Source organism: Planococcus kocurii (assembly GCF_001465835.2).
Classification (GTDB): domain Bacteria; phylum Bacillota; class Bacilli; order Bacillales_A; family Planococcaceae; genus Planococcus; species Planococcus kocurii.
In genome coordinates this window covers 2750647-2777362 of record NZ_CP013661.2, presented here as the reverse complement: position 1 = coordinate 2777362, position 26716 = coordinate 2750647, and the positions used below count along the sequence as shown (strand labels likewise).

The window sequence follows — 26716 nt, the reverse complement described above, 5'->3', positions numbered from 1 at the left end:
CCATTATAACACCTTAAACCTACTTTTTTATTACATTTTTGTATCATTTAAAATTCAATCTGAATAAACAGAACGATATGGAAATTGAATGAAAAAAGATATTTTAGATTAAAAATATTACATATTCATCCACTAAAAGAAGAGAAAAGTGTTAAAAACAACTAAAATCGAACAAAAAAAATAAACCTGCTAGTCAGCAGGTTTATTTCATTTCAGCTAAATACTTCGCAACTGCATCAGCTTCTTCGCCTTCAATAAGCCCAGCTGGCATTGCACCTTGTCCATTTTCGATGACAGAACGAATCTCTTCTTCTGATAAACGAGATCCAACATCATTTAAAGCTGGAAAATTACCCGCGCCTTCCAAGTTCTCACCATGACAAGAAATACAGTTTTGTTGAACCACTTGTTCCGCATCGACGGCTGCAGTTTCTTCTCCGCCGCTGTCAGCTGGTGCATCAGGTTCTGATGTATCTTCTCCACCACAAGCTCCAAGAACAAGCGCTGCGCCAAATAGCATGACCATTAATTGCTTTTTCATTTAGTGACCTCCTCATATAGTTTATCTAGTTCTTCTTACAGTATACCAAAGTTATGGTCGTTTAAAACCTTCTCCTAAAACTTCGGAAGCATCGGACACGATAACAAAGGCGGATGGATCGATATATTTAACTAATTGTTTTAGTCTAGTAAATTCTGTTTGAGGAATAACCACCATTAATAAGGGTTTTTCAGTTCCCGAATATCCTCCTGTAGCAGCGAGTTCCGTTACACCTCGATCAACTTCATCGTAGATCGCGTCCCGAATTTCTTTCTGTTTCGTCGTAATGATATAAACCAATTTTGATTGACCGAAGCCAACTTGAACAAGATCAATTGTTTTCGTTGTTACATACAAACCAATCAATGCGTAAAGCCCTTTTTCAATGTCAAATACTAATGCCGCGGCCAGCACGATAAAGCCGTCAATCATTGCAACACTTGTCCCTAAACTGACCCCTGTGAACTTTGTAATAATCTGTGCAGCTAAATCAGTTCCTCCTGTAGAAGCTTTGCCTCTGAAGACAATGCCGAGCCCAAGACCCACCATTATCCCGCCAAACAAAGCACCGAGCAAGGGGTCGAGTGTCCACGGTTCCCACGACTCTGTCAAGAAGACAACGAGTGGTAAAAATACAGTGCCTACAGCCGTTTTAATCCCGAAATTTTTTCCTAACAAAATCAATCCTGCAATAAACAATGGGATGTTAAAAGCCCATTGAACAAATGCTGGTCTCCAGTCAAGTACACTTTTCAATATTGTACTAATGCCGCTCACGCCTCCAGAGGCTACTTCATTTGGCAACAACAATACATTAAAGGCAATGGCCACAATCGCTGACCCTATAATTACGCTCGTATAGTCTATGAAAAACGTCAGCATTGGATGTGGATCTTTGCGGATACGACGATTTTTTTTAGTCATTTAGTTTTTTCCTCTTTTCTACTCTTCGATTAAACCCTGTCAGAGTATACCAAAAGCTTCTCGCTTTGTGAACTTCATTTGAGTAAAGCAGGATCACCAAAAAAGGCCTGAAAGCTGGCAGGCTTTCAGGCCTTTTTGCAAAGCTAAAAAAGAATAGCTTTCAGTTGCTTTGCTATTCTTATTCCATTTTAGAACGCAATAAGGAATTGATAAATCCATCAATATCGCCGTCCATAACTGCTCCTAAATTGCCTGTTTCGTAGTTGGTACGATGATCTTTAACCATCGAATATGGATGGAATACGTAAGAACGGATTTGACTTCCCCAACCGATTTCTTTTTGTTCCCCGCGAATCTCAAGAAGACGAGCTTCTTCTTCTTCAATCTTCAAAGCATATAATTTTGCTTTTAACATTTGCATTGCTTTTTCACGGTTTTTAATTTGCGAACGTTCCTGCTGGCACGTCACGACAGCTCCCGTAGGAAGGTGTGTGATTCGAACAGCGGAGTCTGTTGTATTAATGTGCTGTCCACCAGCTCCACTTGCCCGGTACGTATCAATCTTCAGATCCTCAGTGCGGATATCAATTTCGATTTCACCAGTGAATTCTGGCATGACTTCACAAGACACAAACGAGGTATGACGACGACCAGACGAATCAAAAGGCGAAATACGAACTAGACGGTGAACACCTTTTTCAGCTTTTAAGTACCCATACGCATTGTGTCCTCGAATACCAAGAGTAACGGATTTGACCCCCGCTTCGTCGCCTGCCAGGTAATCCAATGTTTCAACTTTGAAGCCACGTTTTTCTGCCCATCGCGTATACATGCGTAGTAGCATCGAACACCAGTCCTGAGACTCCGTGCCCCCTGCGCCCGGATGCAATTCCAAAATGGCATTATTTTTATCGTATGGCTCGCTAAGCAACATCGTCAATTCATAGTCAGCTAACTTAGAAATGAATTCTTTCATTTCTTTGTCGACATCTTCGTGCAAGTCTTCATCGTCTTCTTCTCTTAATAACTCTAAAGACATTTCCATATTTTCTTGCGTTTCCATGAAACCGTAATACGTATGAACAATTTCCTTTAATCCATTCAATTCTGAAATAACGGTTTGTGCTGATTCTTGGTTGTTCCAAAAATCAGGATCAAGCATCATTTCATCTAATTCCTGTATGCGGGATTCTTTGTTCTCTAAGTCAAAGTGACCCCCTAAAGTCGGCCAATTTACTGGCTGATTTGTCGAGCTCGTTGCGGATGTCTGCTAATTCCATCATCTGTTCCTCCTCAAAATAACACCGAAGAGCAAATGCTCTTCGGTCCTTTCACACATTTCTTATAAAGCTGTACCGTGGCAATTTTTGTACTTTTTGCCGCTGCCACATGGACAAAGGTCATTGCGGCCAACTTCCATTTGTTTACGGACAGGCGCCTTTTTCTTTGTCGGAGCTGGTCCATCTTCTTTCGGGTTAACGGCTTGACCTTTTGCAACTTCCTCACGCTGGAGGTTATTGCGAATTTCAGCTTTCATCGAATACTTCGCAACGTCTTCTTCAATGGCTTCAACCATTGCCTCAAACATTGCAAATCCTTCGCTTTGGTATTCACGAAGTGGATCATTTTGTCCATACGCACGCAAGTGAATTCCTTGACGCAATTGATCCATTGCATCAATGTGGTCAATCCATTTTGTATCGATTGAACGAAGCAAAACGACTTTCTCAAATTCACGCATCCGCTCAGGCGTCATTTCCACTTCTTTTTCATCGTAACGAACAGCTACCGCTTCTTTAATGAATGCAATGAGCTCTTCTTGAGACTTGCCTTGAAGATCAGCTTCTGTCACCGTGTTTTCCGGAAGAAGGTTTGCTGCAATCAGTTCAGTCAATGATTTCAAGTGCCAGTCTTCTTGTTTCTCTTCTGCTGTATGCGTGTAGACCATACGCTCAATTGAACTATTGATCATGTTTTCAACTAGGGCGCGCATATTTTCAGTTTCTAGCACTTCCATACGCTCTTTGTAGATAATTTCTCGTTGTTGACGAAGAACATCATCGTATTGAAGCAAACGTTTTCGAGCGTCAAAGTTATTACCTTCCACTCGTTTTTGCGCGGATTCAACAGAACGTGTTACCATTTTCGATTGCAATGGTTGGGAATCGTCCATTCCTAATTTGCCCATCATCGCACGCATTGCGTCTGAACCGAAACGGCGCATCAAATCATCTTCAAGAGACAGATAAAATTGAGTAACACCCGGGTCACCTTGACGTCCTGAACGTCCACGCAACTGATTATCAATGCGTCGTGATTCGTGGCGTTCTGTACCGATAACTGCAAGTCCACCTGCTTCAATAACACCTTCTCCGAGCTTAATATCTGTTCCTCGACCTGCCATGTTAGTGGCAATTGTTACAGAACCTTTTTGACCAGCATTTAAAATTATTTCTGCTTCATGTGCATGATTTTTTGCATTCAACACAGAGTGCTTGATGCCTTTTTTCGTCAAATATTCCGAGATGATTTCTGAGGTTTCAATGGCCACTGTTCCGACTAGAACTGGCTGACCTTTGGCATTACGTTCAGCAATATCATCCCCTACTGCTTTGTATTTACCGGCAGTCGTAGAATAAATCAAATCTACGTGATCTTCACGAATAATTGGCTTATTGGTCGGAATGACAATAACGTACATATTGTAGATATTGCGGAATTCCTCTTCCTCAGTCTTCGCTGTACCTGTCATCCCAGACAATTTATCATACATACGGAAATAGTTCTGGAAGGTAATTGTGGCCATCGTCATCGATTCATTTTGAATCTCTAAACCTTCTTTGGCTTCTATCGCTTGGTGTAAGCCGTCAGAATAACGACGACCTTTCATTAAACGACCCGTAAATTGATCAACAATAACAACTTCTTCTTCTTGAACAATATAATCTACGTCTTTGTGCATGGTTACATACGCCTTTAAAGATTGGTTAATCGTGTGATTTAAACGAACATGGCTAATGTCAAAAAGATTATCGATGCCGAATGCTTTTTCAACTTTTTCGATACCTTCTTCTGTTAACACAACGCCTTTTGTTGTTTCATCGTAGGTATAGTCTGTGTCTTTCGTTAACAAACGAGCAAAAGCGTTTGACTGCAAATACAATTGAGCCGCTTTGGCTGCCTGTCCTGAAATAATCAGCGGTGTACGTGCTTCATCGATTAAAATAGAATCGACTTCATCGATGACTGCATAATTTAGTGGACGTTGCACCATATCTTCTTTGTAAAGAACCATATTATCGCGCAAATAATCAAAACCCAATTCATTGTTTGTACTATATGTTACATCGGCCTGATACGCTGCTCGTTTTTCGTCTTTCGTCAAACTATTTAAGTTTAATCCAACAGACAATCCAAGCCATTCATATAATTCGCCCATCTCCAAAGCATCACGGCTAGCCAAATATTCGTTGACCGTTACGACGTGGACGCCTTTTTTACTAATAGCATTCAAGTAAACAGATAAGGTTGAAGTTAAGGTTTTACCTTCACCGGTTTTCATTTCTGATATATTACCTTCATGTAACGAAACCGCACCCATAATCTGTACACGGAATGGATACAATCCGAGGACACGCTTGGATGCTTCACGAATTGTCGAAAATGCTTCTGGCAATAGGTCATTTAATGACTCACCTTTAGCGTGACGCGCTATGAATTCTTCTGTTTTTGCTTTTAATGCTTCGTCAGTCAAAGCTGCAAAGTCTGAAGCTAGTGCTTCTACGCGATCTGCTACTTTTTCTAATCGTTTTAAATCCCGTTTATTCGGATCAAATACCTTATTTAATACTCCCAACATATCTATACCGCTCCTTGCGTAAGTGTCCGCCGATACTCAACATACCGGATGACTGCTTTAGCTTTTATCGTGCCCTAGTAAGCAATAATACACTTATCAAAATTATCATCAGTCTATTCAAAAAAAATCTCACTATTTATTTTAACACTGCGCAGAAAAGCGTGCAAATAATGGCGTTGTGTTCAAAGAACCAATTTGTGGAAATGCGGCAGATTACCAAGGAGTTGCTCCAAATAAACGTAAAACAAAAGCCTCTCGGTTTGAGAGGCTTTTGTGAGGTTATCAAATGGATAAAGCACCGTTTTTTATTGTGCAGAAGTTTCGATCAAGCCGTAACTTCCATCTTTTCGCTTGTAAACAATATTCGTGTCATTAGATTCTGCGTCCGTGAAGACGAAGAAGTTATGTCCTAGCATATTCATCTGTAAAACCGCTTCTTCTTCATCCATCGGTTTCAACTCAAATTGCTTCGTGCGAACGATTGTGAAATCCTCGTCCTCTTCTTCCGTTTCGTTTTGGTGGCGTGTATCATTTTCAGCAACTGCAAATGACACACCCATACCATCTCGGTCACGGAACTTGCGGTTTACTTTAGTTTTGTATTTACGGATTTGACGCTCTAATTTGCTAACAATCAAATCTATTGCTGCATACATATCGTCATGCCGCTCTTCAGCACGTAATGTTAAATTTTTCATAGGTATTGTAACTTCCACTTTTGTTTGGTTATGATTATACGATTTCAAGTTGACCATTGCGGTAGCATTTGCACCGTCTGTGAAATAACGTTCAATTTTTTCTACTTTCTTTTCAATGTGATCGCGTATTGCGGGAGTTACCTCGATATTTTCGCCTCTAATGTTGAATTGCAACATATTAACTCCTCCTTCTATTGTGCTATCTATACAATTCTACACATTCCCTTGTCTTCCCTTCTTAAAACCAAAAAAGTTTTAAAAATTTTATTTCAGGTAAACTACAATACAAGGAGATGAAGCTCATGTTTAAGGAGAAGACTGTCATAGTCACAGGCGCAGCTGAAGGAATAGGCAATCATATTGCAGCGCATTTTGCCGCTGAAGGCGCACGCGTCATTGGATTGGATATCAATCCAGTCGAATTAAAGGACGTCGAATACCGAAAATGCGACGTCGGAAATTTTGGTGAAGTTATATCTGTATTTAAAGAACTCCATGCAGACTACGGCGCCATCCACGCACTAATTAACAATGCTGGGCTGTCGACCTTTAAATCGATTTGGGAAGTAGACGAACAGGAGTGGGATCGAGTGATCGATACCAACTTAAAGAGTGTTTTCATTTGCAGTCGAGAAGCAGCTCGTTACATGACAGAAGACATTCGTTCAATTATCAATATGACTTCAACACGCGCTTTTATGTCCGAACCTCATACCGAAACTTATTCGGCATCTAAAGGTGGCATTTTCGCGTTGACCCATTCGCTGGCCGCTACGTTCAGTGAAAAAGGAATTCGCGTCAACTCGATAGCTCCAGGCTGGATTCACACTGGAGACCATACCGACCTAAGAGATAGTGATCATCAGCAACATTGGAGCGGAAGAGTTGGAGAACCTGCAGACATTGCTCGTGCCTGTCTGTTTCTAAGTAACCCACAAAATTCATTCATTACGGGTGAATGCCTAAATATCGACGGCGGCATGACAAGAAAAATGATCTACGAGCACTAAAGAAAAGCGGAAGCGCCTGGTCAGAGCTAGGCTGGAGTCTGGACATCATGAAAAGCGGAAGCAGCCATCTAGATTCGACGGGCATCAATTATATTGAAAATTTTTCTGAATTAAAAAACCGGCAGCTGCCGGTTTTTTAATTCATCTCTATTTCTTTCAACTCTCTAATTTCGTTTAAAATAAGCATTTCCTTTACTGTATTGCGCTCAAAATCCGCACCATATAACCAGCCTTCTTCATATTTTTGTTTCCAGACAATCGTTGCATCCACTGTTATTGTTTCGTGATTTAAGATAAATTTCATACGCGCCGTTTTTTGTCTCGCCGCCAATTCTTCCTCAGTAAATAGTTTTGCTCCCTTAGGAGAAATATCAAGCAGTAGACAATAAACCTTCTGAGATAAGGCGTCCTTGTTGTTTGAGTCCAGCAATTGTAAATAGATTTCTGGCGGTGCCCCAAATGTGTAGCGAAAGCTTTCTAAGCGTTTATAAAACATCGTGGTCACTCCCAAGTTTTTTGTTTTGAACGATGGTTATGCTCGAATTAGCGTCATCATCTTAATTTCCTTAGCACCTTTATCTTTTAAAACTTTAGCTGCTAAACGCATCGTACTTCCTGTTGTATACAAATCGTCAAATAGCAATATTTTTTCAGGGACAGGTTTTCCATTCCACCAAAAGACATCTTGTAAAGCCATTCTCTCAAGCTTTGGTTTATCCCCTATACCTACTTCACTTTTCCCTAGAAGATGTGTATATGGAATAGACGCCGCATCCAGCAATCGATCAACTTGAGAAAAAGTTCGGACTCTCAGTTTTGCTTCATTCATCGGTATCGGAACGATGACCGACGAATGACCACGCAGTTGTTCTTTCAAGAGAGCCGCAAAAACTTCGGATAATGCCACGTCTTGCAAAAATTTATATTGGTGCAAATATTCTTTCATAGCTGAATTATAATGGTATAAGCTTTTTCCTGAGTCGATGATCCCCTTATATTCGGTCGTTTCCCATTCACAGCAATCCAAACATTTTCCTTCCACGCGGGCGCTGCATAGCGGACAACCTGCTACTGTTCGCTCAAAACTGTTTCGGCAGCGCTTGCAAATAACCTCTTCTAGTTCATTGAAAAAGATACTTCGCCAAGTTACTTGGAGTGGCATATGGCTGTCACATAAATAACAATTCATTATCGTCCTCCATTGTAAGAAATAATGGTTTTTTTAGCTTGATCCATTTGTCGCACAATGCCGTTATGGAAAAATACGATTTCTCCATTTGGATAATCACTAGCTCTTCCAACTCTTCCTGCAATTTGGATCAATGCAGCGGCATCGAAAACTGATTGATCTGCACCTACCACTGCAACTTGGACATTTGGAATTGTTATTCCGCGTTCTAGAATCGTTGAAGTCAAGACACCAGGGATTTGTCTTTGACGCAGTTTCAAAACTTTTTCTTTTCTATCTACATCTTTTGAATGAACAGCCTCGATTGTTGGATGTATTTTTTGAAACAAAACAACCGCTTGTTCAATCAAGTCAATTGTTGGGAAAAACAAGAGAAAAGGTTGTTTCTTTTCTATCTTTTCATCTACCCATGCATTTAACTTTTTAGGGATTTTTCCTTTCGCAAAATCTTTCTCGTATCCCCACAAAGACCGGAATTCCGGAACCGGTAGCGGATAACCATGAAAACGCCGAAATAGTTGCGATTTATTATTAACGTGCTTAACTAACTGATCCGAAGGAGTTGCTGATACATAGACAATGGGTGCTTCTTTTTTCTTCGCTTTTAAAACAGCTCGTTTCAACGCAGGATCATAAGAATAGGGAAACGCATCCGCTTCATCGACAATCAAGACGTCAAAAGCATTTTCGAATCGATACAGCTGATGCGTTGTTGCAATGACAAGCTGCGCAAATCCCGGTTCAACTGGAGAACCTCCATATAAACTATGAATAGTGGTTGTCGAGAATGCAGCGCGCAAGCGTGGGGTTAGCTCTAATACTACGTCTGTTCTTGGAGCCGCAATACAAACTCGCAGTCCCTTCTTTAAAGCATCGAAGATTGGTGCAAAAAGCAGTTCGGTTTTCCCAGCTCCACAGACAGCATAAATAAGATGATCATTTTTTTGTAAGAGACTTTGTTGTACTTCTTGTGAGGCTATTTCTTGTAGAGGAGTAAGTTTGCCCGTCCAATTTAATGAATGGTGCTGAGGAAGTTTTTGGGAAGGGAGTGCCCACGTAATCAACTCGGTACAAGAACTGATACGCCCCATCTTTAGACAGTTTCGGCAGTAATAGCAGATTTTCTGACACGCCTCACAACAATATGGAATAATTTTGTGTATAGATTTTTCAAGGCATCTGATGCATTGTTTTTCTGCAGTAATACCCAAACGGACATTGACAAAACCACTTACTATCGCTTTATCCACTTGCTCTTTAGAGAAAGGACCAAAATCCCTAAGCCATATTCTACCAGTCAAAAATTCTTCTAATTGATCCATTTTCAACCACCTTTCGATAGAGAAAAAGTCTCAGTAGGATTATTTTTCTACCCAACCAAGACCCATTGCTCCTTCTCCTAAATGCGTGCCAATAACCGGTCCAAAACAGGAAATTTCAAAGTCCACTTGTGGACATTCAGTTTCTAGGTATTCTTGCCACCGTTGTGCATCTTCTAAACGATTTGCGTGAATAACAGTTGCTTGTAGTTTTTGCCCATCTTTACTTGCTTCTTTTAACAAGTCGACCATTCGATTCATCGCCTTTTTACGTGTCCGAATTTTTTCGAAAGGAACAATCACTTTGTTCTGGAAATGCAAAATAGGCTTGATTTGTAACATACCACCAACTAAAGCTTGTGCACTGGACAATCTTCCACCACGCTGAAGGTGCTTCAGGTCTTCTGCCATGAAGTAAGCTCTCAACGTTTTCTTCATTTCATGTAATTCCACCAATATCGTTTGAGCATCTGCGCCGTCTCTAGCCATCTCTGCCGCTTTCACAGCATAAAATCCTTGAAGAGCACATGTAAGTTCCGAATCAAAAGAATAAACTTTTACGCCATCAACCATTTCTGCCGCTTGTTGCGAACCTGCGTAAGTTCCACTAATGCCACTTGATAAGTGAATGGAAATAATTTCTTCATGATGGGATGATAGTTTGCTATATAGTTCAACAAATTCCCCTAAAGGTGGCTGCGACGTTTTTGGAAATTCGTCTCTGGCTTTCCGATAAAATTCTTCCTCCGTCATTTCTGCTTCTTTAAATGATTCGTTTCCAAATGTTACTTCTAGCGAAACCATGTGAATGTTGAGCTTTTCAAGTTTTTCTTTAGGTAAATAAGACGTACTATCTGTAACAACTGCCGTTTTCATTAATGAATCAGCCCCCCTCTGTTAGTTTATCAAAAAAGACATTAATAGATTAGACAAAATAAAAAAATTCCCGCAAAAAGCGGAAACTTTTTATTGATTGCCGACAAGGTGAACGCCGTTTACTTTCCACTCGCCGTCTTCTTTTTTAAATATGACAACTTGACGTGCCGATTGTTCAACCGCATCGTCCGAGTTAGCATCCTTCATGTGAACATTAAGTGATGCAAAAACTTCGGCTCGATTCTCTTCATATTTTACGATTGTTTCATCACTTGTTTCATATTGACTATCGTAAGCTTTAAAAGCTTGAACCAATGCAGCTTTGTCTTCCTCGCGATTAAATCCGTCCGGTTTCTCTGCAATAGTTTCCATATAACGATCGATATCTTCCGCATTAAAAGCCGCGATATACTCATCATAAGCTGCTAAAAGTTCGCGTGCCGGTTCTTCTGGCACTTCAGCCGCTAGGATATTTCCTTCATCATCCACCGTAAAGCCCACTTGTTCTTCTTTTTCCTCATCAATACCATGCTCGACTGCATTGTTCTCACTTGCTGCATTACCATCTTCAACTGTATTTTCATTGACAGAGGGTTCTTCAGAATCTGAACAGGCAGCGAGTGTCAAAATGAGACCAACTGCAATAATCATTTTTTTCATCATGCATTCCTCCTGCGCTTCATTTTGCCATAGGCAGATGGCGAATACAATGAAGAAACTGTGTCATCTGTCAAAACAGAATTTTTTTTAGTTTTACGATACACTAGTATGTACAAATAAAGGAGGAAACCATTTGGAAAAAAGAGATGCCAGACAAATTCTAGAACAAAAAATGAAAGAAACGCGCCCTCAATGGAGCCGTAAACAACCTGCTCGTCCTAAAAGATATAAATCAAGTATGCAAAAAGTCGAAAATTATATCGTCTTAGATTTTGAAACGACAGGCTTGCGTGCAGGAAGTGATAAAATCATTCAAATCGGTGCGGTCAGATACCTCAACCATGAGCGCAAAGACACGATGTACCTGATGATCAATCCCCAATGCTCCATCTCAAGCACAATTACTCGAATTACGGGCATTACAAACAAAGATGTACAAGATGCACCCGTAATTGAAGAAGTCGCTCATGAACTCATAGCATTTATCGACGGGCTGCCCATTATAGCTCATAATGCTCCTTTTGATATGGGCTTTCTTTACGCCTTGGAAGAAATCACGCCGATTCCAGAATATACGGTAATCGATACAGTCAAATTAGCCAGAAGAGCCATTACTCAGACACCTAACCATAAACTAACGACATTAACAGCTTTTTTAAAACTCGAACACGATGCCCACGATGCCCTAGGCGACTGCTTAGCGACCGCAGCCATCTACCAGTACTGCTATGACCGAATCTGAAGAAAAACACCAGTAGACAACAAAAAGTCCTTTAATTCATCCACAAAGTAAAAGACGGTGCATCTGCATTTAAGCAGATGCACCGTCTTTTCTATTATCTTACTTCAACCCAACCATTTTTAATGGCGGTCACAACTGCTTGTGTCCGGTCATTTACCTGCATTTTTTGTAAAATACTTGATACGTGATTTTTAACTGTTTTTTCAGAGATAAACAAAGTTTCTCCGATGACACGATTGCTTTGACCATCAGTCAACAATTGAAGAACTTCACTTTCGCGTTTTGTCAAAAGATGATATGGACGGCGAATTTCCGTTTGATGGAAAGAGCCTTTGTTTTCACGTTCGCTTAAGCGACGGAATTCCATTACTAAATTGCGTGTAACTTTAGGGTGTAAATAAGACCCGCCTTTTGCTACCACTTTGATCGCTTGAATAATTGCATCTGCATCCATTTCTTTAAGCATGTATCCCAAAGCACCGGTTTTTAATGCGTGCGTCACATAGGATTCATCATCGTGGATAGACAGCATAATAACTTTTGCATCAGGAAATTGCTCAATCAATTCACCTGTAGCTTCTACACCATTTTTTTGCGGCATATTGATATCCATCAATACAACGTCCGGTCTATTTTCTTCATACAATTTGACAACTTCGGTGCCGTCCCCGCCTTCAGCAACAACTTCGAACGAACTTTCAAAATCCAGAATTCTTTTTACACCTTCACGGAATAATTGATGATCATCAATAATAATAATTTTTGTCATTACGTCGTCCTCCTCGAATACCCTATCTTACTTACCCTTTTTAAAAGGGATATGAAACATTAAGACCGTACCGTTCCCAGGTGAGGAATTGATAAAGAAGTCTCCTTCGACTAATTCTATCCTTTCTCTCATGCCTGCTAACCCAAATGACTGGTTCTTTACAATTCCTTGATCAAAACCAGTGCCGTTATCTGTTACCATAATTTTTACTTGATCACTTAACCATTCCATCTCTACGGTGATTACATTCGATTTCCCATGACGGATTGCGTTTGAAATCCCTTCTTGAACAAGACGGAAAATAGCAGTTTCGTAGTTGTTAGGCAATCGTTCTTCTTTGCCCTTAGACAAAAACTTCAATTTAATGCCCTTATTATACTCTTCAATAGTATCAATGTACTTTTTTAAAGTCGGTACTAGACCGAGATCATCAAGCGTCATCGGACGCAAATCATAAATGATCCTTCTTACTTCAGTAAGTGCCTGTCTGACCATTTCCTTTAATGAAGTAATTTCCTGAAAAGCCGGTTCAGGACCTTTTTCACGATAGGTTCTTTCAATTAAGTCTGAGCGAAGCAGCACATTCGCCATCATTTGAGCAGGCCCGTCATGAATTTCTCTTGATAAACGCTTTCGTTCTTCCTCTTGTGCTTCAATGATTCGAAAGCTATAATCTTGACTTGACTTACTCTTATCGATGGCTTCATCGACATCTTTAAAGTCTGACACTAAATAACTGCTAGCAATATTTATTTGATTGACTAGGCTTTCAGTTCGCTCAATTGTTTGAAGCAAAGTTTGAAGCCGTCGCTGTAACTTATCTCGCTTTTGCCGACACTTTTTCTCTTCGCTGCGATTAGAGGATAATTGCACTTGAAGCTCGTTTGCTTGTTCATACACTTGACGAACCTGACTTTCAGTGAAAGAATCAAAAAACTGAGATACTTCCGCTAAACGCCTCCGGGCAGTACGTGTTTTTTCTTCTAAAAGATCTCCGGTTTCAATGACCGTTGTAATATCCATCCGGACCTCTTCCAGCTCGTCTTTCATCACTTCATAACTTTGGCGACTTTCTTCACTAATGGCGAAAATATCCTGCTTCGCCTGTTCCATTCCATCTAACATTGTATTAAAAATAGAATCAGGTGCTTTTCCACCGATTTTCTTTGCCATTTTAAAACCGCCTTAGCTATACTGACTGTATCTAGGTATTGTTCTTGCTTCTTTATACCTTGTCGGTTGTAATAAGTATATCACTATATACGTAAGACTATGTTAAATATACGTTACAAATTATCTGATTTCATTTTACAACAGGAGGAATCAAATTGCGAGAAAATTACACAACTGTAGGCGATACTGCCAACGCAGAAATACTTATCCAAAAATCTAGGTTTATCGGGCATGCTGCACGCGCAGAAAATGAACAGCAAGCCATTAAATTTATCGAATCGATTAAATCGCTTCATCGAACTGCCACTCATAACTGTTCTGCCTATCTTATTGGGGAACATGACTCTATCCAAAAAGCAAACGATGACGGTGAACCAAGCGGTACTGCTGGATTTCCGATGCTCGAAGTGTTAAAAAAACAAGGTTTACAAGACACTGTAGTTGTTGTCACCCGTTATTATGGTGGCATTAAGCTAGGTAGTGGCGGATTGATACGCGCTTACGGAAAATCCACATCGGCTGCACTCTCAGCTGCTGGTATCGTAGAAAGAAAGCTTCATTACTTAATGAAAACTTCCATTGATTATACATGGCTTGGCAAACTAGAAAACGAAATTCGCCAATCTCCATTTCCGCTAAATCATATAGAATATATGGAATCTGTTGATCTTTATATTCATGTCCCCATTGAAAAAGAAAAAGAGTTTATGGACTGGATAAATGAACTGACAAATGGACAAGCTCATATTAGTATTACAGACAGCCAATTTCTTGAATTCCCAGCACCTTAAATTCTTTTCATTTACGCATCTCAAAAATCACTGTATACTGTCAAAAGCATAGAAAAATGAAACAGACTTTTAAAAAAATTAATATGTTTTCATTAAAAGATTGGATTGATCCGTATCAACTACTCGGTTAGCCCATAATTCATAGAGGAGCAATAGAGATGAACCGAAAAATTTATCGGAAAACGAAAGTAGACAAAAAAAGGACGATTATCAAAATAATCGTTACTTTAGCTGTCTCGCTACTTATCTGTGTCTCTGCTTACGGCATTTACTTAATTAAGGAAGCTGAATCTGCAGTGGATACCGCTTATGAACCTGTCGGAAATATAAATGAAGATGTTGAACCGCTTACAGATAACATTTCCATCTTATTTATCGGAGTCGACGACAGTGAACAACGCAATCAAAGTGATGGTAATATCCGCTCAGATGCACTCGTACTGGCTACGTTAAACAATGCAGACAAATCCATCAAGTTGGTTAGTATTCCTCGAGACACTTACACATTTATACCGGATGCAGGAAAAGAAGATAAAATCACACATGCCTATGCTTTAAACGGACCAAGTTCTACTATTGAAAGCGTAGAAGAATTATTAGACGTACCGGTCGATTATTATCTCCGTATGAATTTTGACGCTTTTATCGAAGTAGTTGATGCACTCGGCGGCATCAAAGTGGAAGTTCCCTATGATATTACGGAACAAGATGAAAATGATTCAAAGAATGCGATTGAACTAAAAGAGGGAATTCAATTTCTCGACGGCAGCGAAGCACTTGCTCTTGCTAGAACTCGTCATTACGACAATGATATTGAGCGTGGAAAACGCCAACAAATGATTTTAGAATCCATTATGGACCGCGCTTTATCAGCCGGATCTATTACTAAATATGGAGATGTCTTTGAGGCAGTTGGAGATAATATGAAAACAGATTTAAGTTTCCAAAACATGCGTGCATTGTTCGAATATGCCAAAGATGGCAAACCGGATGTCGAAACGATGACACTTGATGGCTATGATGACATGTCAACCGGCATTTATTATTGGCAGTTAGAACAAGAGTCCTTATTAGAAATTCAAGACGTATTGCAAAGCCATTTGGGATTGAAACCGGATACGTCTAATTTAACTGATATGGGCACTCATCGAGAAATTGCTGATTACCCAACTGAAGAAAACGAAACACCACAGTGAAAACTGCGGTGTTTTTTTATTGAATCGAACTAGTTAATAACTGAGAAAACCTTTTTCCACAAAAAAATTGAACCAAAAGCGATAAGCTTCGAGTTCAATCTCTTTATTTCCCAATCAGACGCACTAAATTTAATAATGGACGGTAATTTTTCCCTGCCAAACCAACTACCTCTACAAAAAGCTCTATAGCGAGCAGCATAATACTAATTAGCAAAATGCCTCCCCACAATGTAGCTTGCGAAAACAAGAGTGCTGCAAGACCAAACAAAGCGGCAATTCCATAGATAATTAAAACAGTTTGACTATGCGAAAATCCGATATTTAACAGGCAATGGTGAAGGTGAGATTTATCCGCTTCTGATATTGATTTTTTCTCACGAACTCGACGAACGATAGCGAAAAACGTATCTGAAATTGGAACACCCAACATAATAATAGGAATGATCAATGCGACAACTGTGACGTTTTTAAAGCCCATCAATGCTAGCACTGAAATCATAAATCCTAGAAATAATGCACCCGTGTCCCCCATAAATATTTTGGCAGGATGAAAATTATAAACCAAAAATCCTGAAGTGCTGGCGGCTAGCAAAGCAGCCATTGACATCACATAAACGTCGCCCATAATAAACGCCATAGCTGCTAAAGTTAATAAGGCAACCGTTGATACCCCAGCAGCCAATCCATCAAGCCCATCAATTAAATTGATTGCATTGGTAATTCCAACAATCCATAGAACAGTCAGTGGAATACTAAAGTAGCCAAAATCCAATACTCCACCAAATGGCAGGTTAATAAAAGAAATTTCGAGCCCCCCACCAATTACGACGATTCCAGCGGCAACCAATTGCCCAACTAATTTTGCTTTGGCACTGATTTCGTACATATCATCCAGTACCCCTGTAATGATAATCAATAAAGCACCTATAATAATCGCTGTTTCAATGGGAATAAATGAAGCTTCAATAGCATTTGAAATTGGATCTTGAGGCTTAAATATAAAATACGCAATTAAAAACGAACCAAAAATGGCTAATCCGCCTAATCGCGGCATAATTCTCGCATGAACTTTTCGATAATTCGGTTTGTCAACTGCCCCTACACGAAAGGCAATGCGTTTGACAATTGGAGTTAGCACAATCGAAGCGATAAATGCCAAGGCCATCATGAGGTATAGCATATCTTTCCTCCTTAAAGTATCTTCTATACATATCCAATTGGTATTATAACATGCCCCAGCAATAAATGAATAAAAACATACTTGTCTTTAAGCTTTTCAAGCTTCTTTCTTCCTTACAAGTGGGACGTATTTTTCCTCAGAAAGTTTCCACACTCTTGTTCAACTGATAATTTCGTTAATCAGGCGTTCTTATTTCGTCACCTAGTAATAACTCTCTCTTTTTCTTTGCTTATGCCTACTTTCAAAATTGAAACTTCTTTTTTGCCACTCCATTCAAGTAGGTCGGTTGGAGAGTATGAAATACAAGTCCTGCTCTTTTCGCCTTGTCATTATCCACACGTATGAAACCCTCTGAAAATTCACTCGAACCATCTTAATTTCGGAAAAATCGAGGATTACTTTTTTCTCGATTAAACAAAACTACTTCATGCTCTTTGCCCAATAGTTTCTCTACCATATGTCTCCCTACAAAAGAAGTGCCTTCAAGGACTAATGCCATCATTTTCTCACTCCTTTATAAGTAATTTTACTTACTTTTTTCTTAATAGTATGATATATTGAATGGAATATAAAGAATTTTCTATTATTTTATTAGGGGTGTAAACCAGATGGATGACACGCTTCAAATCTACTCACTGAAAAAGGTGTGGACACATTCAGATGAAGCTGCTGTATTGAAAATGGATTACCAGCGCCGCGCAGATCTCGCAAAAGTTATCAACTGTGAAGGACTACTTGTTGACTTGTCTATGGATCAACACCCAGAAGTGAGATTCAGTGTTGCTATAAACGCCAATACCCCTCTTCAAACGTTGAAAAGGCTGAGTAAAGAAGATTTATGCATTACTGTTAAAGATACCGCTAAACAAACTTTGTTAAACCTTAAACTTCCAACAGATTGTCCGCTTTGATGTTTAACTTATTCAATAGAAGGTTATTAGTAGTAGTAAGTTAAAATTTAAAGGAGGAATCATTGATGAGTGATAACAAAGGATTTTCCGACAAATTAAAAGGTGCAGTAAACAAAGGCAAAGGCGAAATTAAAGACCAAATCGGTAATGCTACTAATGATTCGAGTACGCAGGCTGAAGGCAAAATGGATAAAGCTAAAGGCAATATTCAAGATAAGATTGGCGATTTCAAAAATAATGATAAGAAATAAGAAAAATCCGGTTTTATAACCGGGTTTTTCTTTTTGGTTTTTAAAAGTTTTCAAAAATTAAAGCATTCTGTTATAATAAATAACCGTGTATAAATGTTATTTATTAAGGAGCTTATAATGATAAAGAAGGCGCTTACAAAAATGGATATTCTGACCCTTGGACTTATGCTTTTTGCTTTGTTTCTGGGAGCAGGGAATATCATCTTTCCCCCTTATTTGGGTCAACTCGCCGGTGATCAATTATTTGTTGCTATTACCGGTTTTTTATTAACAGGGGTCGGTCTTCCATTATTAGGTATTCTCGCTATTGCAAAAGCGGGCGGAGATCTTCAATCCATTGCCGGACGCGTCCATCCATTATTCGGTATCGTATTCACGTTAATTGTTTATTTAGCTATCGGTCCCTTTTTCGGAATCCCGCGTACAGCTACTGTTGCTTTTGAAATTGGTGCTTCTCCTTTTCTACCAGCCAGTTTCGCTGATTCTTTTTGGTCTTTACTAATTTTCACCTTTGTCTTTTTCGCTATTACTGTTTTGTTCGCGATGAACCCGACAAAATTAGTTGATAGAATTGGTAAAATTTTAACACCTTTATTAATAGTAGTTATTGGGCTGTTAGCTATAAAAAGCTTTCTAACACCCATGGGCCCCATAAAGTCACCTATCGGAAATTACGATACGGAAGCTTTTTTTGAAAGCTTCTTACAAGGGTACCTTACGATGGATGCTATTGCCGCATTGGTTTTTGGAATTGTTATTATTCAATCTATTCGGAGTAAGGGAATTACCGATACTAGAATCATCTTAAGGACTACTGCTTATGCAGGGTTTATTGCCGCTATTGGTTTATCTGCTGTCTACTTGTCGTTAAGTTATATTGGTGCAACCAGCGTGGAAGCTATCGGCCTTCAAGATAACGGCGGCATGATTATCGCCATGGCGTCACGTGTCTTATATGGAGAAATCGGAGGAATTATCCTGTCTGCAGCAATCACCTTTGCTTGTCTGACGACTTCCATCGGTTTAGTATCTGCTACCGCTCAATTTTTCTTTAAGATTTTACCTAAGTTTTCTTATATCACTTATGTATTTTTGTTCGCATCGTTTTCCGCTACCATTGCAAATGTCGGCTTAACACAGTTGATTGCTATTTCTCTACCGGTGCTACTGGCTATTTACCCTGTAGCCATCGTTCTTGTAGTATTGTCATTTTTTGACCATCTATTTTACAGAAAACCTTTCGTTTATGTAATTGCTCTTTCTGCAACTGCAGTTGTCAGTATTTTCGATGCCTTACGTTCAACTGGGATTGCTTTCGAACAAATAGATTCAATTTTCCAGTATTTACTGTTTTTTGAACAAGGGATTGGCTGGATTCTCCCAGCTGTCATCGGAACTTCGATAGGAATTATAATTGCGCGTTCTACACATAGTAAAAACTAAAAGAGCTTTCCCGATTACTATCGGGAAAGCTCTTTTGAATTTAAAATAGTCTTTGTGTTGGTGGGTTTTTATCGTCTTTATTTTTTTGACTCTCAATATCGCGATGTTCGTGGGGATTTGCGCCTTCTTTAAAATCACCTTGTCGGTTGTTCATCAGTTCCTCTTCTTCAGAGTTTCTCCCGAACGGAGCTGGGCCTAAATTTGGATCTGCGCCTGGTGAAGGTTCATCTTGCCGATTATTTATACCCTCTTCGTGTAATAGATTTTCCGCACCTTCTTTTGTTTGAAGAGCTGGTTCATGATCTAATTCTTTCTCTAGAGTAGAACCTTCATCCTTTTTCAACCCACTGGTCGGGTGAATTTCATCACCCTTTAAGCGAGAATCCTGCAGACGATCATTGTCACTAGAACGTACATGTTGGTCTTCTCTAGAAACTTCTCGTGCGTAAATTTCATCAGATCCAGGATTGCTTGCTTGGTGGCGAGTGACTGTTCCGGAACTAGGCGTACCAGCAGTTCCTTCTTCTAGATTTATTGAGCTATTTGAATCATCGAAAGACGAAAAATTTTCCTCTTCACCTGATCTTCCTTCTCCGTCCGTATAAAGAAGAACGGCACCTTTTTCAATTTTACGTTCATAATCATCTGTTCTATCTTTACTCATATTAAAACGGTCTAATTCTTTTCTTACAACGTCTTTTCCACTTAGCAGCGTTTTAAAGCGATTGGAAAAAGAGTTTGCCTGATTCGCATGAACCCCTTTGCTACCTGCAGAGTCAATTACTTCTCTATCATTGGCCATCACATGAATATCTTCTTCACGATAACCCTTTGTTTTTAATGACTCAATTACTGTTTCCATTTCTGACTTGCTGTAAACGATCTCAAATTCACGATTTCCTGATTTCATTTTATTAAACCTCCTGTGTACTGTTATTGTCTTTACTTACCTCGTCATCGCAATCTTCGAAACCTGCAAAACTGCTTAATTCTTACCCGAGAGCTGAAGATACAGTAAAGTTTTATTTATATTTCTTATCGCTCTGGCTATGTTTTTCAGCTTCACTAGAACCGCCTCTAGCTTTTTCAACTTCAGGATTTTCCTGAGTAGTAAATGAATTGTGTCTTTCGTCTTGAATTAATGTAGGGTCTTGTTGGAATGTTTCTCCTCGTTCAAAGCGGTCTTCTTGTTCATCAAAATTATTATCGACAGAATTAATGAATTGCTGTCTTTGCGAATCATTTGTTTTTTCTTTTTCTGCACTTACTTCGTTAACAGAAATCGTATCGAGTATCGTTTCTTCATCTTCATCTTGGTAGAGAAGAATTCCGCCTTTTGCAAGATCTGCAGTATACCGTGCGGTTTCCGTTTCTGAGAGCTTTAACGATTTTACTCCCTCACGAACACCACTGTCTCCAGAAATGAATCCTTTAAATTTATCAGTAAACGTATCAACTTCTTGTTTATCAAATGAATACTCTTCAAAATGCGATGTGTCTTTAGCCATGATATGAAGATTCTGCTCCTTGTAGCCTTGGCTTTTTAATTCCCCAATTTTTTTCTGCAAATCACTTTCTGAGAAAACTACTGCCAGCACTTTAGTGTGTGAACTCATTTGAAAACCTCCGTCAATTTAATAGACTATTATAAGTAATGTTTACCCCTTATTGGGCATCCAATAAACTATTTTGTCATTAGAGTAAGAAAAATCTCTTCTTCACTAGTTACGATTTGTCAAATCGTGTATTTGTTCTTATTACTAGTAATCGTGGAAAAGAAGATTAGACAGAAACATTAATTTCCTTCTAGGTAATAGTTCAATAGATCTATTTAAAAAGCTATTTTCTTTTTTTTGCATTCAACATTTACCGAAGTAGGCATATTTTACCTTTTTTTCATTTTCTCATAATTCTAATATAAAAAAGCAGTTTATTTCGAAAATTGATGATATCATAGCTTAAAGACATAAATCAAAGTGAAAAACAGGATGTGGAGGCGGCAATCATTGTACTTGGTGATCTATTTTCTTCTTACTTTTCAGATGGACCGAGGAAGGTCGAAAACATCTCTCCTACATGGCTAACGGAAGTACTGCCCTTGCAACAAGAAAGGAGAGCAGTAATGGACACGGGAATGCGTTTAAAATACCATCGTTTAAAACAGAAAATTAGCTTAGAAGAATTCTCCTCTGGCATACTATCTCCCAGAGAGCTGAAAAAAATTGAAAGTGGCGTTAAAGACCCAGCGTTAAAAGAACTGGAAGCTTTGTGCAAAAAATTGACTATTCCGCTGGCACCAAAAGATAACCCAATTGGAAAAGTTCTTGTAAAAAACTTTAAAAACTCTTTATTACATCCGCATAACAAAGCCGAAATTATGGAACAGTACAACGACATCCAAGGCCATCCTTTACTGAGCGCTGATGAAGATGTGGAACTTGAGTACTGCATTCAACAAATTCGGTATTTTATTATTACCGGCGACCTAGATAGTGCCGAAGAAAAAATTAAAGAAATGGACCGTTTCAGAGAATTTATGAGTCAGGAACAGTTTTATTTATTTCATAAATACATCGGAAACTACAATTATATTCTCAACGATTTTGAAAAGGCCTTAAAAACCTATTTCGTTGCAGAAAAAATTGCACCGAATACGATTTCTGCTTCAGAACTTGGTGATCTTTATTATTCAATCGGCATCTCCAGTACGAAGTGTAGAGAAACAGAAATGGCTTTTAAGTATTCCGAAATGGCTCTGAAAATTTATCAGCAAGAATTCATTCCTAAACGCATTGTGGAATGCCATTTGAATATCGCAATTACTCATCAGCATTTCGGCAATTTCCGAATGTCGATGGAGCATTATAAAAACGCATTAACTATCGGCAATAAGTTGGAAATTGATATTTTACGCTTTACGACAGAATTTAATTTAGGATATTCATATTTCTTGTTTCAAAACTATGAGCTTTCAATTATTCATATGGAAAATTCATTGAAATACATTCATCCAGAATATAGTGCTGACCTTTTATTAAGTTATTGCATTTTAATTAAATGCCAATATGAGGTAGAGAACTTTGGTGCTGCAAAGGAATGGATCCGCAAAGGCTCAGAACTTGTCGAAAACAAAAAATTAAATATCGATTCACCTACTAATCATATTTTTAAAGAAGCCTATATTGAATTTATATGTTTGGTACATCTTTTAAACGAGGACTACGAAAAATTTGGAGAATTTGTCCTAAGCCAGTTGATCCCCAGTCTTGAAGCAACAAACAATTACTTCGAAAGTGGCTATTATTTCGGTCACTTGGGCAGAATCCACTATGAGCAAGGACGTTACAAAGAATCAGCTGAAATTATGAACAAAGCAAGAGAATCATATAAGAATATTAATACTTTATCTAGGGAGTGAAAGTGATGAAAAAAGGCATGACGATTTTGTTCTTCTCTATTCTTGCAATTAGTAGTTTATCAGTTGGTAGTAATTTCAATTTAAATGATGAAGTTGCTGTTCAAGCTCGTGTTCCTGAGCCTTGGTCTACCGGTACTGAAGTTGCCGTTCAAGCTCGTGTTCCTGAGCCTTGGTCTACTGGTACCGAAGTTGCCGTTCAAGCTCGTGTTCCTGAGCCTTGGTCTACCGGTACTGAAGTTGCCGTTCAAGCTCGCGTCCCTGAGCCTTGGTCTACCGGTACTGAAGTTGCTGTTCAAGCTCGCGTTCCTGAGCCTTGGTCTACCGGTACTGAAGTTGCCGTTCAAGCTCGTGTTCCTGAGCCTTGGTCTACCGGTACTGAAGTTGCTGTCCAAGCTCGTGTTCCTGAGCCTTGGTCTACCGGTACTGAAGTTGCTGTTCAAGCTCGTGTTCCTGAGCCTTGGTCTACCGGTACTGAAGTTGCCGTTCAAGCTCGTGTTCCTGAGCCTTGGTCTACTGGTACTGAAGTTGCCGTTCAAGCTCGCGTTCCTGAGCCTTGGTCTACCGGTACCGAAGTTGCCGTTCAAGCTCGCGTTCCTGAGCCTTGGTCTACCGGTACTGAAGTTGCCGTTCAAGCTCGCGTCCCTGAGCCTTGGTCTACCGGTACTGAAGTTGCCGTTCAAGCTCGCGTTCCTGAGCCTTGGTCTATTGGTACTGAAGTTGCCGTTCAAGCTCGTGTTCCTGAGCCTTGGTCTATTAAAACTCAGCAAGTATAATTTTTTTGCTATCTTATCAAGCTGCCGCTTTTTTATTGCGGCAGCTTTTTTATTGCGGCAGCTTTTTTATTGCGGCAGCTTTTTTATTCTACTCAAAACTTAGCGTCGTTAGAACAAGAAAACATCCAAGGATGAGTTAATCCTTGGATGTTTTCTTGTTTGCCGTTCTTTTTTTATTGATTTTGTTTTTTGTCTATTAGACATTCATCAACAAAACGCTTAAAAATATTCATGGAAGCTTCGTCTCCTTGAAGAGCAAATTCTTCTGGATGCCATTGAATACCCATAGCAAACTGATGATTTTTGCTTTCCAGCGCTTCTACAAGACCATCAGCAGCATGAGCTGCTACTGTCAATTGATCTGAAACATCTTTCACTCCTTGATGATGGAAAGAATTCACGTTGAATTTTTTCTCCTTCATGATGTCGTATAATAGACTTTCATCTTCTAAAGTTACGGAATGTGTACGATGAGTTCGCATGGCATTCTGCTTATGCTGATGTAAATTTCCTTCGAATTGAGATTCTAAATCTTGATAATTAGTCCCACCTAGTGAGATGTTAAACATTTGCAGTCCACGACACATGCCGATAAAAGGCTTATCTAACTCTAGAAATTTTAAAATTAATTCTTTTTCATATTCGTCACTGCCGGGATAAACAGCGCCGAGACGTAAATGAGGCTCTTCTCCATATAGCGTCGGATTAATATCCCCTCCGCCAGTAACAATCAGTCCATCTAATCGCTCACATAGCAACGGAATATCTTCCCTGTCTACGATAGGAACAATCAACGGCAACCCTCCTGCTCGAAGAATGGCTCTACCATACACTGGGTCTAGCGAATAAGTCTGATCTTCTTCTACACGTGCCGTTATACCAATTACCGGTTTATCTTTTGCTACCATCATTTTTTCCTCTTCTCTATTTGTTCATATCCTCCTATATACCCTATCCAGTAAAATCAATAAACATTTAAAGGATTCAGCGCAATGCTGAATCCTTTAAATGTTTATTTTTATTGGTTTTTCAGGAAAACTCTTTAAACGAAAAACCCTTCTCATAATGGGTTTTTAAAACAGTCTATCTTTTCTTCCTCTGCAATAGGATGGAATCGAAACTTGAGTAAGTCAATTCGGTCGTCCTTGTCTATTTCCACGCCTTCTTCTTGCAGCGTTTTTCTTTGAAAAAATCGAGCCTCTTCATTCCGTAGAACAATTTGACCTTTAGCGTTAACAATTCGATGCCATGGCAAACTATGCTTGGCACTCATACTGTGCAATATTCTCGTTACTTGTCTGGCTCCACGCGGGCTTCCAGCAGCCGCTGCGACTTGGCCATAAGTCATAATTTTACCCGGCGGAATTTGTTTGATAATTCTTAAAGCTCTTTCAGTAAAAGTCTGCATCCGTTTCATCCGTCCCACCAAAATCTTTATAAGGCTTTTTTCTTTTGTTGTTCGACTTTTGCCAATAAACTTCCCGTTTTATATTCCTCCAGAAGTTGCTGCGCACATTCATATAATGGCAGATTCCCTGTTTCTACTGCAAGTCCATTACTTTCAGCGTGTACATACTTATAATACTCTATCATTCTTTCGAGCAATTCCTCAAAACCTTCAAGTGATTGTTCATCTTCATACTCTAATGGACGCGTTAAATCGATTCCGGTCGCTTCGTTGAGATAGAGAAACTTCATCTGATCCATATTAGCAACTGTGTGATCAAATAGTTGCTGGTTCATATCCAAGCGATAAAAATTTCTCCAAAAAACAAAAATCTCTTTTGCCACTCCCAACTTCTTCGCTCCAAGAGACGCATTAAGTCCCTCTATTACACAAATTTCATACATAATCTTTCTTAGAGATTTTTTATATTCTCTTTCCACTACACCTTTATATTGCATATACTTCATCATTATACCTCCCCCAAATAATTTAGCTCTTATGTCTGCCGAATTAACATGATCATCAAATGTTTCCATATCTCCGAATAACGTCTTCTTCTTCTAATGACACCAAATTATCATAGGTTTGTTGATCATGTATTTGTTGCCCAATATAAAACACGGCAGGTCCGCAATTAGCAATTTCTTTTTTTATCTCTTGTTTCTCATTTTCTTCTACTTGAAAGTCTCCACCTAAATGAAAGAAGACATAGTAGTTTTCTTCTCCCCATTCAGCTATTTTTAACAATAAGGTCCGCATAGTCATTTCATTGTCCACTTCAGATAAACTGCCCCCAAGATGATAATAAATCGTATCGCCCATTGTCAGAACATAGCATGCTGACACTAGCTTGTTTTCGTGAAAGGCACCAAATAAGTGTAGGTTAGATCCCATTGAACCAATCAATGTTTCAAAATAATCATTGGTAAAAAAATAATAGCTATCCGCTTCTTCTCTTCTTCTAGCCGCCGCGTAATACAACACTAGAAATTCAAACAGATGACGCACAGTTCCAAGCTTTTTTACTATTAATTCTGAAGCATTATCAACATCTTCTTTATTTGGCAGAAGTAATTTTTGAGAAGGGGTAAAATGAGCTTTTAAGTTGATTGTGTACGTTTCAAATAATGAAGAAATTTTCAAATGAGTCCCGAAAAATTGAGCATTTTCTTTCAGCGGATGAAAACGTACATATTCGGCAATGATTTTCTCATTCTGGCAATACGTCATAAAAGATTTTCTGAAATTAGCCGTCAAGTTAGCACCATTTTTCTCCACGTTCAATATAGGTCCTCCATAACCAAATGGCGTTGTAACATCAAAATAAGTGATATCTCCGTCATTTACTACCCTTTTGATAAAAGGGTAAGCGACCTCCCCATCATCATCTTTATAGTAAAAAAGCAAAGCTTCTCCAGGATCTAATTTTAGAGCTCCCAAAAAATATTGACTTGTATAATAAATGTCTGTTATTTGTAATTTATCAAGAATTTTTTGCCAGCGACTACGATCTTGTATCGTGATCAGTTCATACATTCATTCCACC

Annotated in this window: 29 protein-coding genes; 9 read left to right on the top strand and 20 right to left on the bottom strand. The window is 39.1% G+C overall.

What is annotated here, in order from left to right:
* Positions 1–202: 202 nt before the first annotated feature.
* From cccB to hpf, 5 genes are all read right to left on the bottom strand, one after another.
* Positions 203–541, bottom strand: coding sequence for a cytochrome c551 (gene cccB, locus AUO94_RS13490; protein ID WP_058384709.1), 339 nt, complete (start codon positions 539–541; stop codon positions 203–205).
* A gap of 51 nt (positions 542–592) precedes the next feature.
* Positions 593–1423, bottom strand: a complete 831-nt coding sequence (locus tag AUO94_RS13485) for a YitT family protein (protein ID WP_410477393.1) — start codon at positions 1421–1423, stop codon at positions 593–595.
* Positions 1424–1643: 220 nt separating this feature from the next.
* A protein-coding gene (prfB, locus tag AUO94_RS13480; protein WP_143039566.1) for a peptide chain release factor 2 occupies positions 1644–2745 on the bottom strand; the annotation gives its coding sequence in 2 pieces (ribosomal slippage) (positions 1644–2672 and positions 2674–2745; 1101 coding nt in all).
* 62 nt (positions 2746–2807) lie between these two features.
* Positions 2808–5324 (bottom strand): preprotein translocase subunit SecA, encoded by a 2517-nt coding sequence (gene secA, locus AUO94_RS13475; protein ID WP_058384707.1) that lies wholly within the window; start codon positions 5322–5324, stop codon positions 2808–2810.
* A gap of 305 nt (positions 5325–5629) precedes the next feature.
* Positions 5630–6199, bottom strand: coding sequence for a ribosome hibernation-promoting factor, HPF/YfiA family (gene hpf / locus AUO94_RS13470; RefSeq protein WP_058384706.1), 570 nt, complete (start codon positions 6197–6199; stop codon positions 5630–5632).
* A 125-nt stretch (positions 6200–6324) separates the two neighbouring features.
* On the opposite strand from hpf, the gene AUO94_RS13465 reads away from it, so the two are divergent.
* Complete coding sequence (locus AUO94_RS13465; RefSeq protein WP_058384705.1) at positions 6325–7032, top strand: SDR family NAD(P)-dependent oxidoreductase; 708 nt, start codon at positions 6325–6327, stop codon at positions 7030–7032.
* 136 nt (positions 7033–7168) lie between these two features.
* Here AUO94_RS13465 and AUO94_RS13460 read toward each other — a convergent pair whose 3' ends face one another.
* The 5 genes from AUO94_RS13460 to AUO94_RS13440 all read right to left on the bottom strand — a co-directional run bounded on the left by AUO94_RS13460 (position 7169) and on the right by AUO94_RS13440 (position 11076).
* Positions 7169–7528 (bottom strand): PilZ domain-containing protein, encoded by a 360-nt coding sequence (locus tag AUO94_RS13460; protein ID WP_058384704.1) that lies wholly within the window; start codon positions 7526–7528, stop codon positions 7169–7171.
* Between the two features lie 36 nt (positions 7529–7564).
* Positions 7565–8221, bottom strand: a complete 657-nt coding sequence (locus tag AUO94_RS17645) for a ComF family protein (RefSeq protein ID WP_237150127.1) — start codon at positions 8219–8221, stop codon at positions 7565–7567.
* Positions 8221–9543 (bottom strand): ATP-dependent helicase ComFA, encoded by a 1323-nt coding sequence (locus AUO94_RS13450; RefSeq protein ID WP_058384703.1) that lies wholly within the window; start codon positions 9541–9543, stop codon positions 8221–8223. The genes AUO94_RS17645 and AUO94_RS13450 overlap by 1 nt, the downstream gene beginning before the upstream one ends.
* 39 nt (positions 9544–9582) lie before the next feature.
* Positions 9583–10416 carry a DegV family protein gene (locus tag AUO94_RS13445; protein ID WP_058384702.1) on the bottom strand — a complete coding sequence of 278 codons (834 nt, stop codon included), beginning with the start codon at positions 10414–10416 and terminating at the stop codon, positions 9583–9585.
* A gap of 90 nt (positions 10417–10506) precedes the next feature.
* Complete coding sequence (locus AUO94_RS13440; protein ID WP_058384701.1) at positions 10507–11076, bottom strand: DUF4440 domain-containing protein; 570 nt, start codon at positions 11074–11076, stop codon at positions 10507–10509.
* A gap of 133 nt (positions 11077–11209) precedes the next feature.
* Here AUO94_RS13440 and AUO94_RS13435 point away from each other — a divergent pair, with 133 nt between their 5' ends.
* Complete coding sequence (locus AUO94_RS13435) at positions 11210–11818, top strand: 3'-5' exonuclease (protein WP_058384700.1); 609 nt, start codon at positions 11210–11212, stop codon at positions 11816–11818.
* A gap of 94 nt (positions 11819–11912) precedes the next feature.
* Here AUO94_RS13435 and AUO94_RS13430 read toward each other — a convergent pair whose 3' ends face one another.
* Both AUO94_RS13430 and AUO94_RS13425 read right to left on the bottom strand, forming a co-directional pair.
* Positions 11913–12587 (bottom strand): response regulator transcription factor, encoded by a 675-nt coding sequence (locus tag AUO94_RS13430; RefSeq protein ID WP_058384699.1) that lies wholly within the window; start codon positions 12585–12587, stop codon positions 11913–11915.
* A gap of 27 nt (positions 12588–12614) precedes the next feature.
* Positions 12615–13760, bottom strand: coding sequence for a sensor histidine kinase (locus AUO94_RS13425; RefSeq protein ID WP_058384698.1), 1146 nt, complete (start codon positions 13758–13760; stop codon positions 12615–12617).
* Positions 13761–13915: 155 nt separating this feature from the next.
* Here AUO94_RS13425 and AUO94_RS13420 point away from each other — a divergent pair, with 155 nt between their 5' ends.
* Positions 13916–14551 (top strand): YigZ family protein, encoded by a 636-nt coding sequence (locus AUO94_RS13420; RefSeq protein WP_058384697.1) that lies wholly within the window; start codon positions 13916–13918, stop codon positions 14549–14551.
* 158 nt (positions 14552–14709) lie between these two features.
* The gene (locus tag AUO94_RS13415) at positions 14710–15747 is read left to right on the top strand and encodes an LCP family protein (RefSeq protein WP_058384696.1); all 1038 of its coding nucleotides are present in this window, start codon (positions 14710–14712) and stop codon (positions 15745–15747) included.
* A gap of 103 nt (positions 15748–15850) precedes the next feature.
* On the opposite strand, the gene AUO94_RS13410 is transcribed toward AUO94_RS13415, so the two are convergent.
* Together AUO94_RS13410 and AUO94_RS17715 are read right to left on the bottom strand one after the other, a co-directional pair.
* Positions 15851–16927 (bottom strand): glycosyltransferase family 4 protein, encoded by a 1077-nt coding sequence (locus tag AUO94_RS13410; protein WP_058384695.1) that lies wholly within the window; start codon positions 16925–16927, stop codon positions 15851–15853.
* Between the two features lie 373 nt (positions 16928–17300).
* Positions 17301–17429: an NAD-dependent epimerase/dehydratase family protein gene (locus AUO94_RS17715; protein WP_257721243.1), complete on the bottom strand. Its 129-nt coding sequence runs from the start codon at positions 17427–17429 to the stop codon at positions 17301–17303.
* A gap of 106 nt (positions 17430–17535) precedes the next feature.
* Between AUO94_RS17715 and AUO94_RS13405 the strand changes: the two genes are divergently transcribed.
* The 3 genes from AUO94_RS13405 to brnQ all read left to right on the top strand — a co-directional run bounded on the left by AUO94_RS13405 (position 17536) and on the right by brnQ (position 19532).
* Positions 17536–17838, top strand: coding sequence for a hypothetical protein (locus tag AUO94_RS13405; RefSeq protein ID WP_058384694.1), 303 nt, complete (start codon positions 17536–17538; stop codon positions 17836–17838).
* Positions 17839–17903: 65 nt separating this feature from the next.
* On the top strand, positions 17904–18089 hold the full coding sequence (locus AUO94_RS13400) for a CsbD family protein (RefSeq protein ID WP_058384693.1): 186 nt from the start codon (positions 17904–17906) through the stop codon (positions 18087–18089).
* A 117-nt stretch (positions 18090–18206) separates the two neighbouring features.
* The gene (brnQ, locus tag AUO94_RS13395; protein ID WP_058384692.1) at positions 18207–19532 is read left to right on the top strand and encodes a branched-chain amino acid transport system II carrier protein; all 1326 of its coding nucleotides are present in this window, start codon (positions 18207–18209) and stop codon (positions 19530–19532) included.
* A gap of 40 nt (positions 19533–19572) precedes the next feature.
* On the opposite strand, the gene AUO94_RS13390 is transcribed toward brnQ, so the two are convergent.
* Complete coding sequence (locus AUO94_RS13390; protein WP_058384691.1) at positions 19573–20442, bottom strand: general stress protein; 870 nt, start codon at positions 20440–20442, stop codon at positions 19573–19575.
* Positions 20443–20554: 112 nt separating this feature from the next.
* Positions 20555–21148, bottom strand: coding sequence for a general stress protein (locus tag AUO94_RS13385; RefSeq protein ID WP_058384690.1), 594 nt, complete (start codon positions 21146–21148; stop codon positions 20555–20557).
* Positions 21149–21654: 506 nt separating this feature from the next.
* Between AUO94_RS13385 and AUO94_RS13380 the strand changes: the two genes are divergently transcribed.
* A complete protein-coding gene (locus AUO94_RS13380; RefSeq protein WP_058384689.1) occupies positions 21655–22950 on the top strand; it encodes a helix-turn-helix domain-containing protein in 1296 nt (431 codons plus the stop codon).
* Positions 22951–22955: 5 nt separating this feature from the next.
* Positions 22956–23723, top strand: coding sequence for a hypothetical protein (locus AUO94_RS13375; protein ID WP_058384688.1), 768 nt, complete (start codon positions 22956–22958; stop codon positions 23721–23723).
* A 173-nt stretch (positions 23724–23896) separates the two neighbouring features.
* Here the strand turns inward: AUO94_RS13375 and AUO94_RS13370 are convergent, their stop codons facing one another.
* From AUO94_RS13370 to AUO94_RS13355, 4 genes are all read right to left on the bottom strand, one after another.
* The gene (locus AUO94_RS13370) at positions 23897–24634 is read right to left on the bottom strand and encodes a gamma-glutamyl-gamma-aminobutyrate hydrolase family protein (protein ID WP_237150126.1); all 738 of its coding nucleotides are present in this window, start codon (positions 24632–24634) and stop codon (positions 23897–23899) included.
* A 149-nt stretch (positions 24635–24783) separates the two neighbouring features.
* Positions 24784–25131 carry an MGMT family protein gene (locus AUO94_RS13365; RefSeq protein WP_058386862.1) on the bottom strand — a complete coding sequence of 116 codons (348 nt, stop codon included), beginning with the start codon at positions 25129–25131 and terminating at the stop codon, positions 24784–24786.
* 26 nt (positions 25132–25157) lie between these two features.
* Entirely contained in the window at positions 25158–25706 is a 549-nt protein-coding gene (locus AUO94_RS13360) for a hypothetical protein (RefSeq protein WP_237150125.1), read from the bottom strand.
* On the bottom strand, positions 25693–26706 hold the full coding sequence (locus AUO94_RS13355) for a GNAT family N-acetyltransferase (RefSeq protein ID WP_058384686.1): 1014 nt from the start codon (positions 26704–26706) through the stop codon (positions 25693–25695). The genes AUO94_RS13360 and AUO94_RS13355 overlap by 14 nt, the downstream gene beginning before the upstream one ends.
* Positions 26707–26716 lie beyond the last annotated feature (10 nt).

What these genes read in the sequence shown, in the direction of transcription:
- AUO94_RS13415 (WP_058384696.1), top strand. Translation starts at nt 14,710, where the DNA reads ATGAACCGAAAAATTTATCGGAAAACGAAAGTAGACAAAAAAAGGACG.
- AUO94_RS13380 (WP_058384689.1), top strand. Translation starts at nt 21,655, where the DNA reads ATGGACACGGGAATGCGTTTAAAATACCATCGTTTAAAACAGAAAATT.
- AUO94_RS13440 (WP_058384701.1), bottom strand. Translation starts at nt 11,076, where the DNA reads ATGAAAAAAATGATTATTGCAGTTGGTCTCATTTTGACACTCGCTGCC.
- hpf (WP_058384706.1), bottom strand. Translation starts at nt 6,199, where the DNA reads ATGTTGCAATTCAACATTAGAGGCGAAAATATCGAGGTAACTCCCGCA.
- AUO94_RS13410 (WP_058384695.1), bottom strand. Translation starts at nt 16,927, where the DNA reads ATGCTATACCTCATGATGGCCTTGGCATTTATCGCTTCGATTGTGCTA.
- cccB (WP_058384709.1), bottom strand. Translation starts at nt 541, where the DNA reads ATGAAAAAGCAATTAATGGTCATGCTATTTGGCGCAGCGCTTGTTCTT.
- secA (WP_058384707.1), bottom strand. Translation starts at nt 5,324, where the DNA reads ATGTTGGGAGTATTAAATAAGGTATTTGATCCGAATAAACGGGATTTA.
- AUO94_RS13385 (WP_058384690.1), bottom strand. Translation starts at nt 21,148, where the DNA reads ATGAGTTCACACACTAAAGTGCTGGCAGTAGTTTTCTCAGAAAGTGAT.
- AUO94_RS13445 (WP_058384702.1), bottom strand. Translation starts at nt 10,416, where the DNA reads ATGAAAACGGCAGTTGTTACAGATAGTACGTCTTATTTACCTAAAGAA.
- AUO94_RS13355 (WP_058384686.1), bottom strand. Translation starts at nt 26,706, where the DNA reads ATGTATGAACTGATCACGATACAAGATCGTAGTCGCTGGCAAAAAATT.
- AUO94_RS13430 (WP_058384699.1), bottom strand. Translation starts at nt 12,587, where the DNA reads ATGACAAAAATTATTATTATTGATGATCATCAATTATTCCGTGAAGGT.
- brnQ (WP_058384692.1), top strand. Translation starts at nt 18,207, where the DNA reads ATGATAAAGAAGGCGCTTACAAAAATGGATATTCTGACCCTTGGACTT.
- AUO94_RS13370 (WP_237150126.1), bottom strand. Translation starts at nt 24,634, where the DNA reads ATGATGGTAGCAAAAGATAAACCGGTAATTGGTATAACGGCACGTGTA.
- AUO94_RS13465 (WP_058384705.1), top strand. Translation starts at nt 6,325, where the DNA reads ATGTTTAAGGAGAAGACTGTCATAGTCACAGGCGCAGCTGAAGGAATA.
- AUO94_RS13360 (WP_237150125.1), bottom strand. Translation starts at nt 25,706, where the DNA reads ATGGAAACATTTGATGATCATGTTAATTCGGCAGACATAAGAGCTAAA.
- AUO94_RS13365 (WP_058386862.1), bottom strand. Translation starts at nt 25,131, where the DNA reads ATGCAGACTTTTACTGAAAGAGCTTTAAGAATTATCAAACAAATTCCG.
- AUO94_RS17715 (WP_257721243.1), bottom strand. Translation starts at nt 17,429, where the DNA reads ATGATGGCATTAGTCCTTGAAGGCACTTCTTTTGTAGGGAGACATATG.
- AUO94_RS13485 (WP_410477393.1), bottom strand. Translation starts at nt 1,423, where the DNA reads ATGCTGACGTTTTTCATAGACTATACGAGCGTAATTATAGGGTCAGCG.
- AUO94_RS13460 (WP_058384704.1), bottom strand. Translation starts at nt 7,528, where the DNA reads ATGTTTTATAAACGCTTAGAAAGCTTTCGCTACACATTTGGGGCACCG.
- AUO94_RS13400 (WP_058384693.1), top strand. Translation starts at nt 17,904, where the DNA reads ATGAGTGATAACAAAGGATTTTCCGACAAATTAAAAGGTGCAGTAAAC.
- AUO94_RS13375 (WP_058384688.1), top strand. Translation starts at nt 22,956, where the DNA reads ATGAAAAAAGGCATGACGATTTTGTTCTTCTCTATTCTTGCAATTAGT.
- AUO94_RS13450 (WP_058384703.1), bottom strand. Translation starts at nt 9,543, where the DNA reads ATGGATCAATTAGAAGAATTTTTGACTGGTAGAATATGGCTTAGGGAT.
- AUO94_RS13425 (WP_058384698.1), bottom strand. Translation starts at nt 13,760, where the DNA reads ATGGCAAAGAAAATCGGTGGAAAAGCACCTGATTCTATTTTTAATACA.
- AUO94_RS17645 (WP_237150127.1), bottom strand. Translation starts at nt 8,221, where the DNA reads ATGAATTGTTATTTATGTGACAGCCATATGCCACTCCAAGTAACTTGG.
- AUO94_RS13405 (WP_058384694.1), top strand. Translation starts at nt 17,536, where the DNA reads ATGGATGACACGCTTCAAATCTACTCACTGAAAAAGGTGTGGACACAT.
- AUO94_RS13390 (WP_058384691.1), bottom strand. Translation starts at nt 20,442, where the DNA reads ATGAAATCAGGAAATCGTGAATTTGAGATCGTTTACAGCAAGTCAGAA.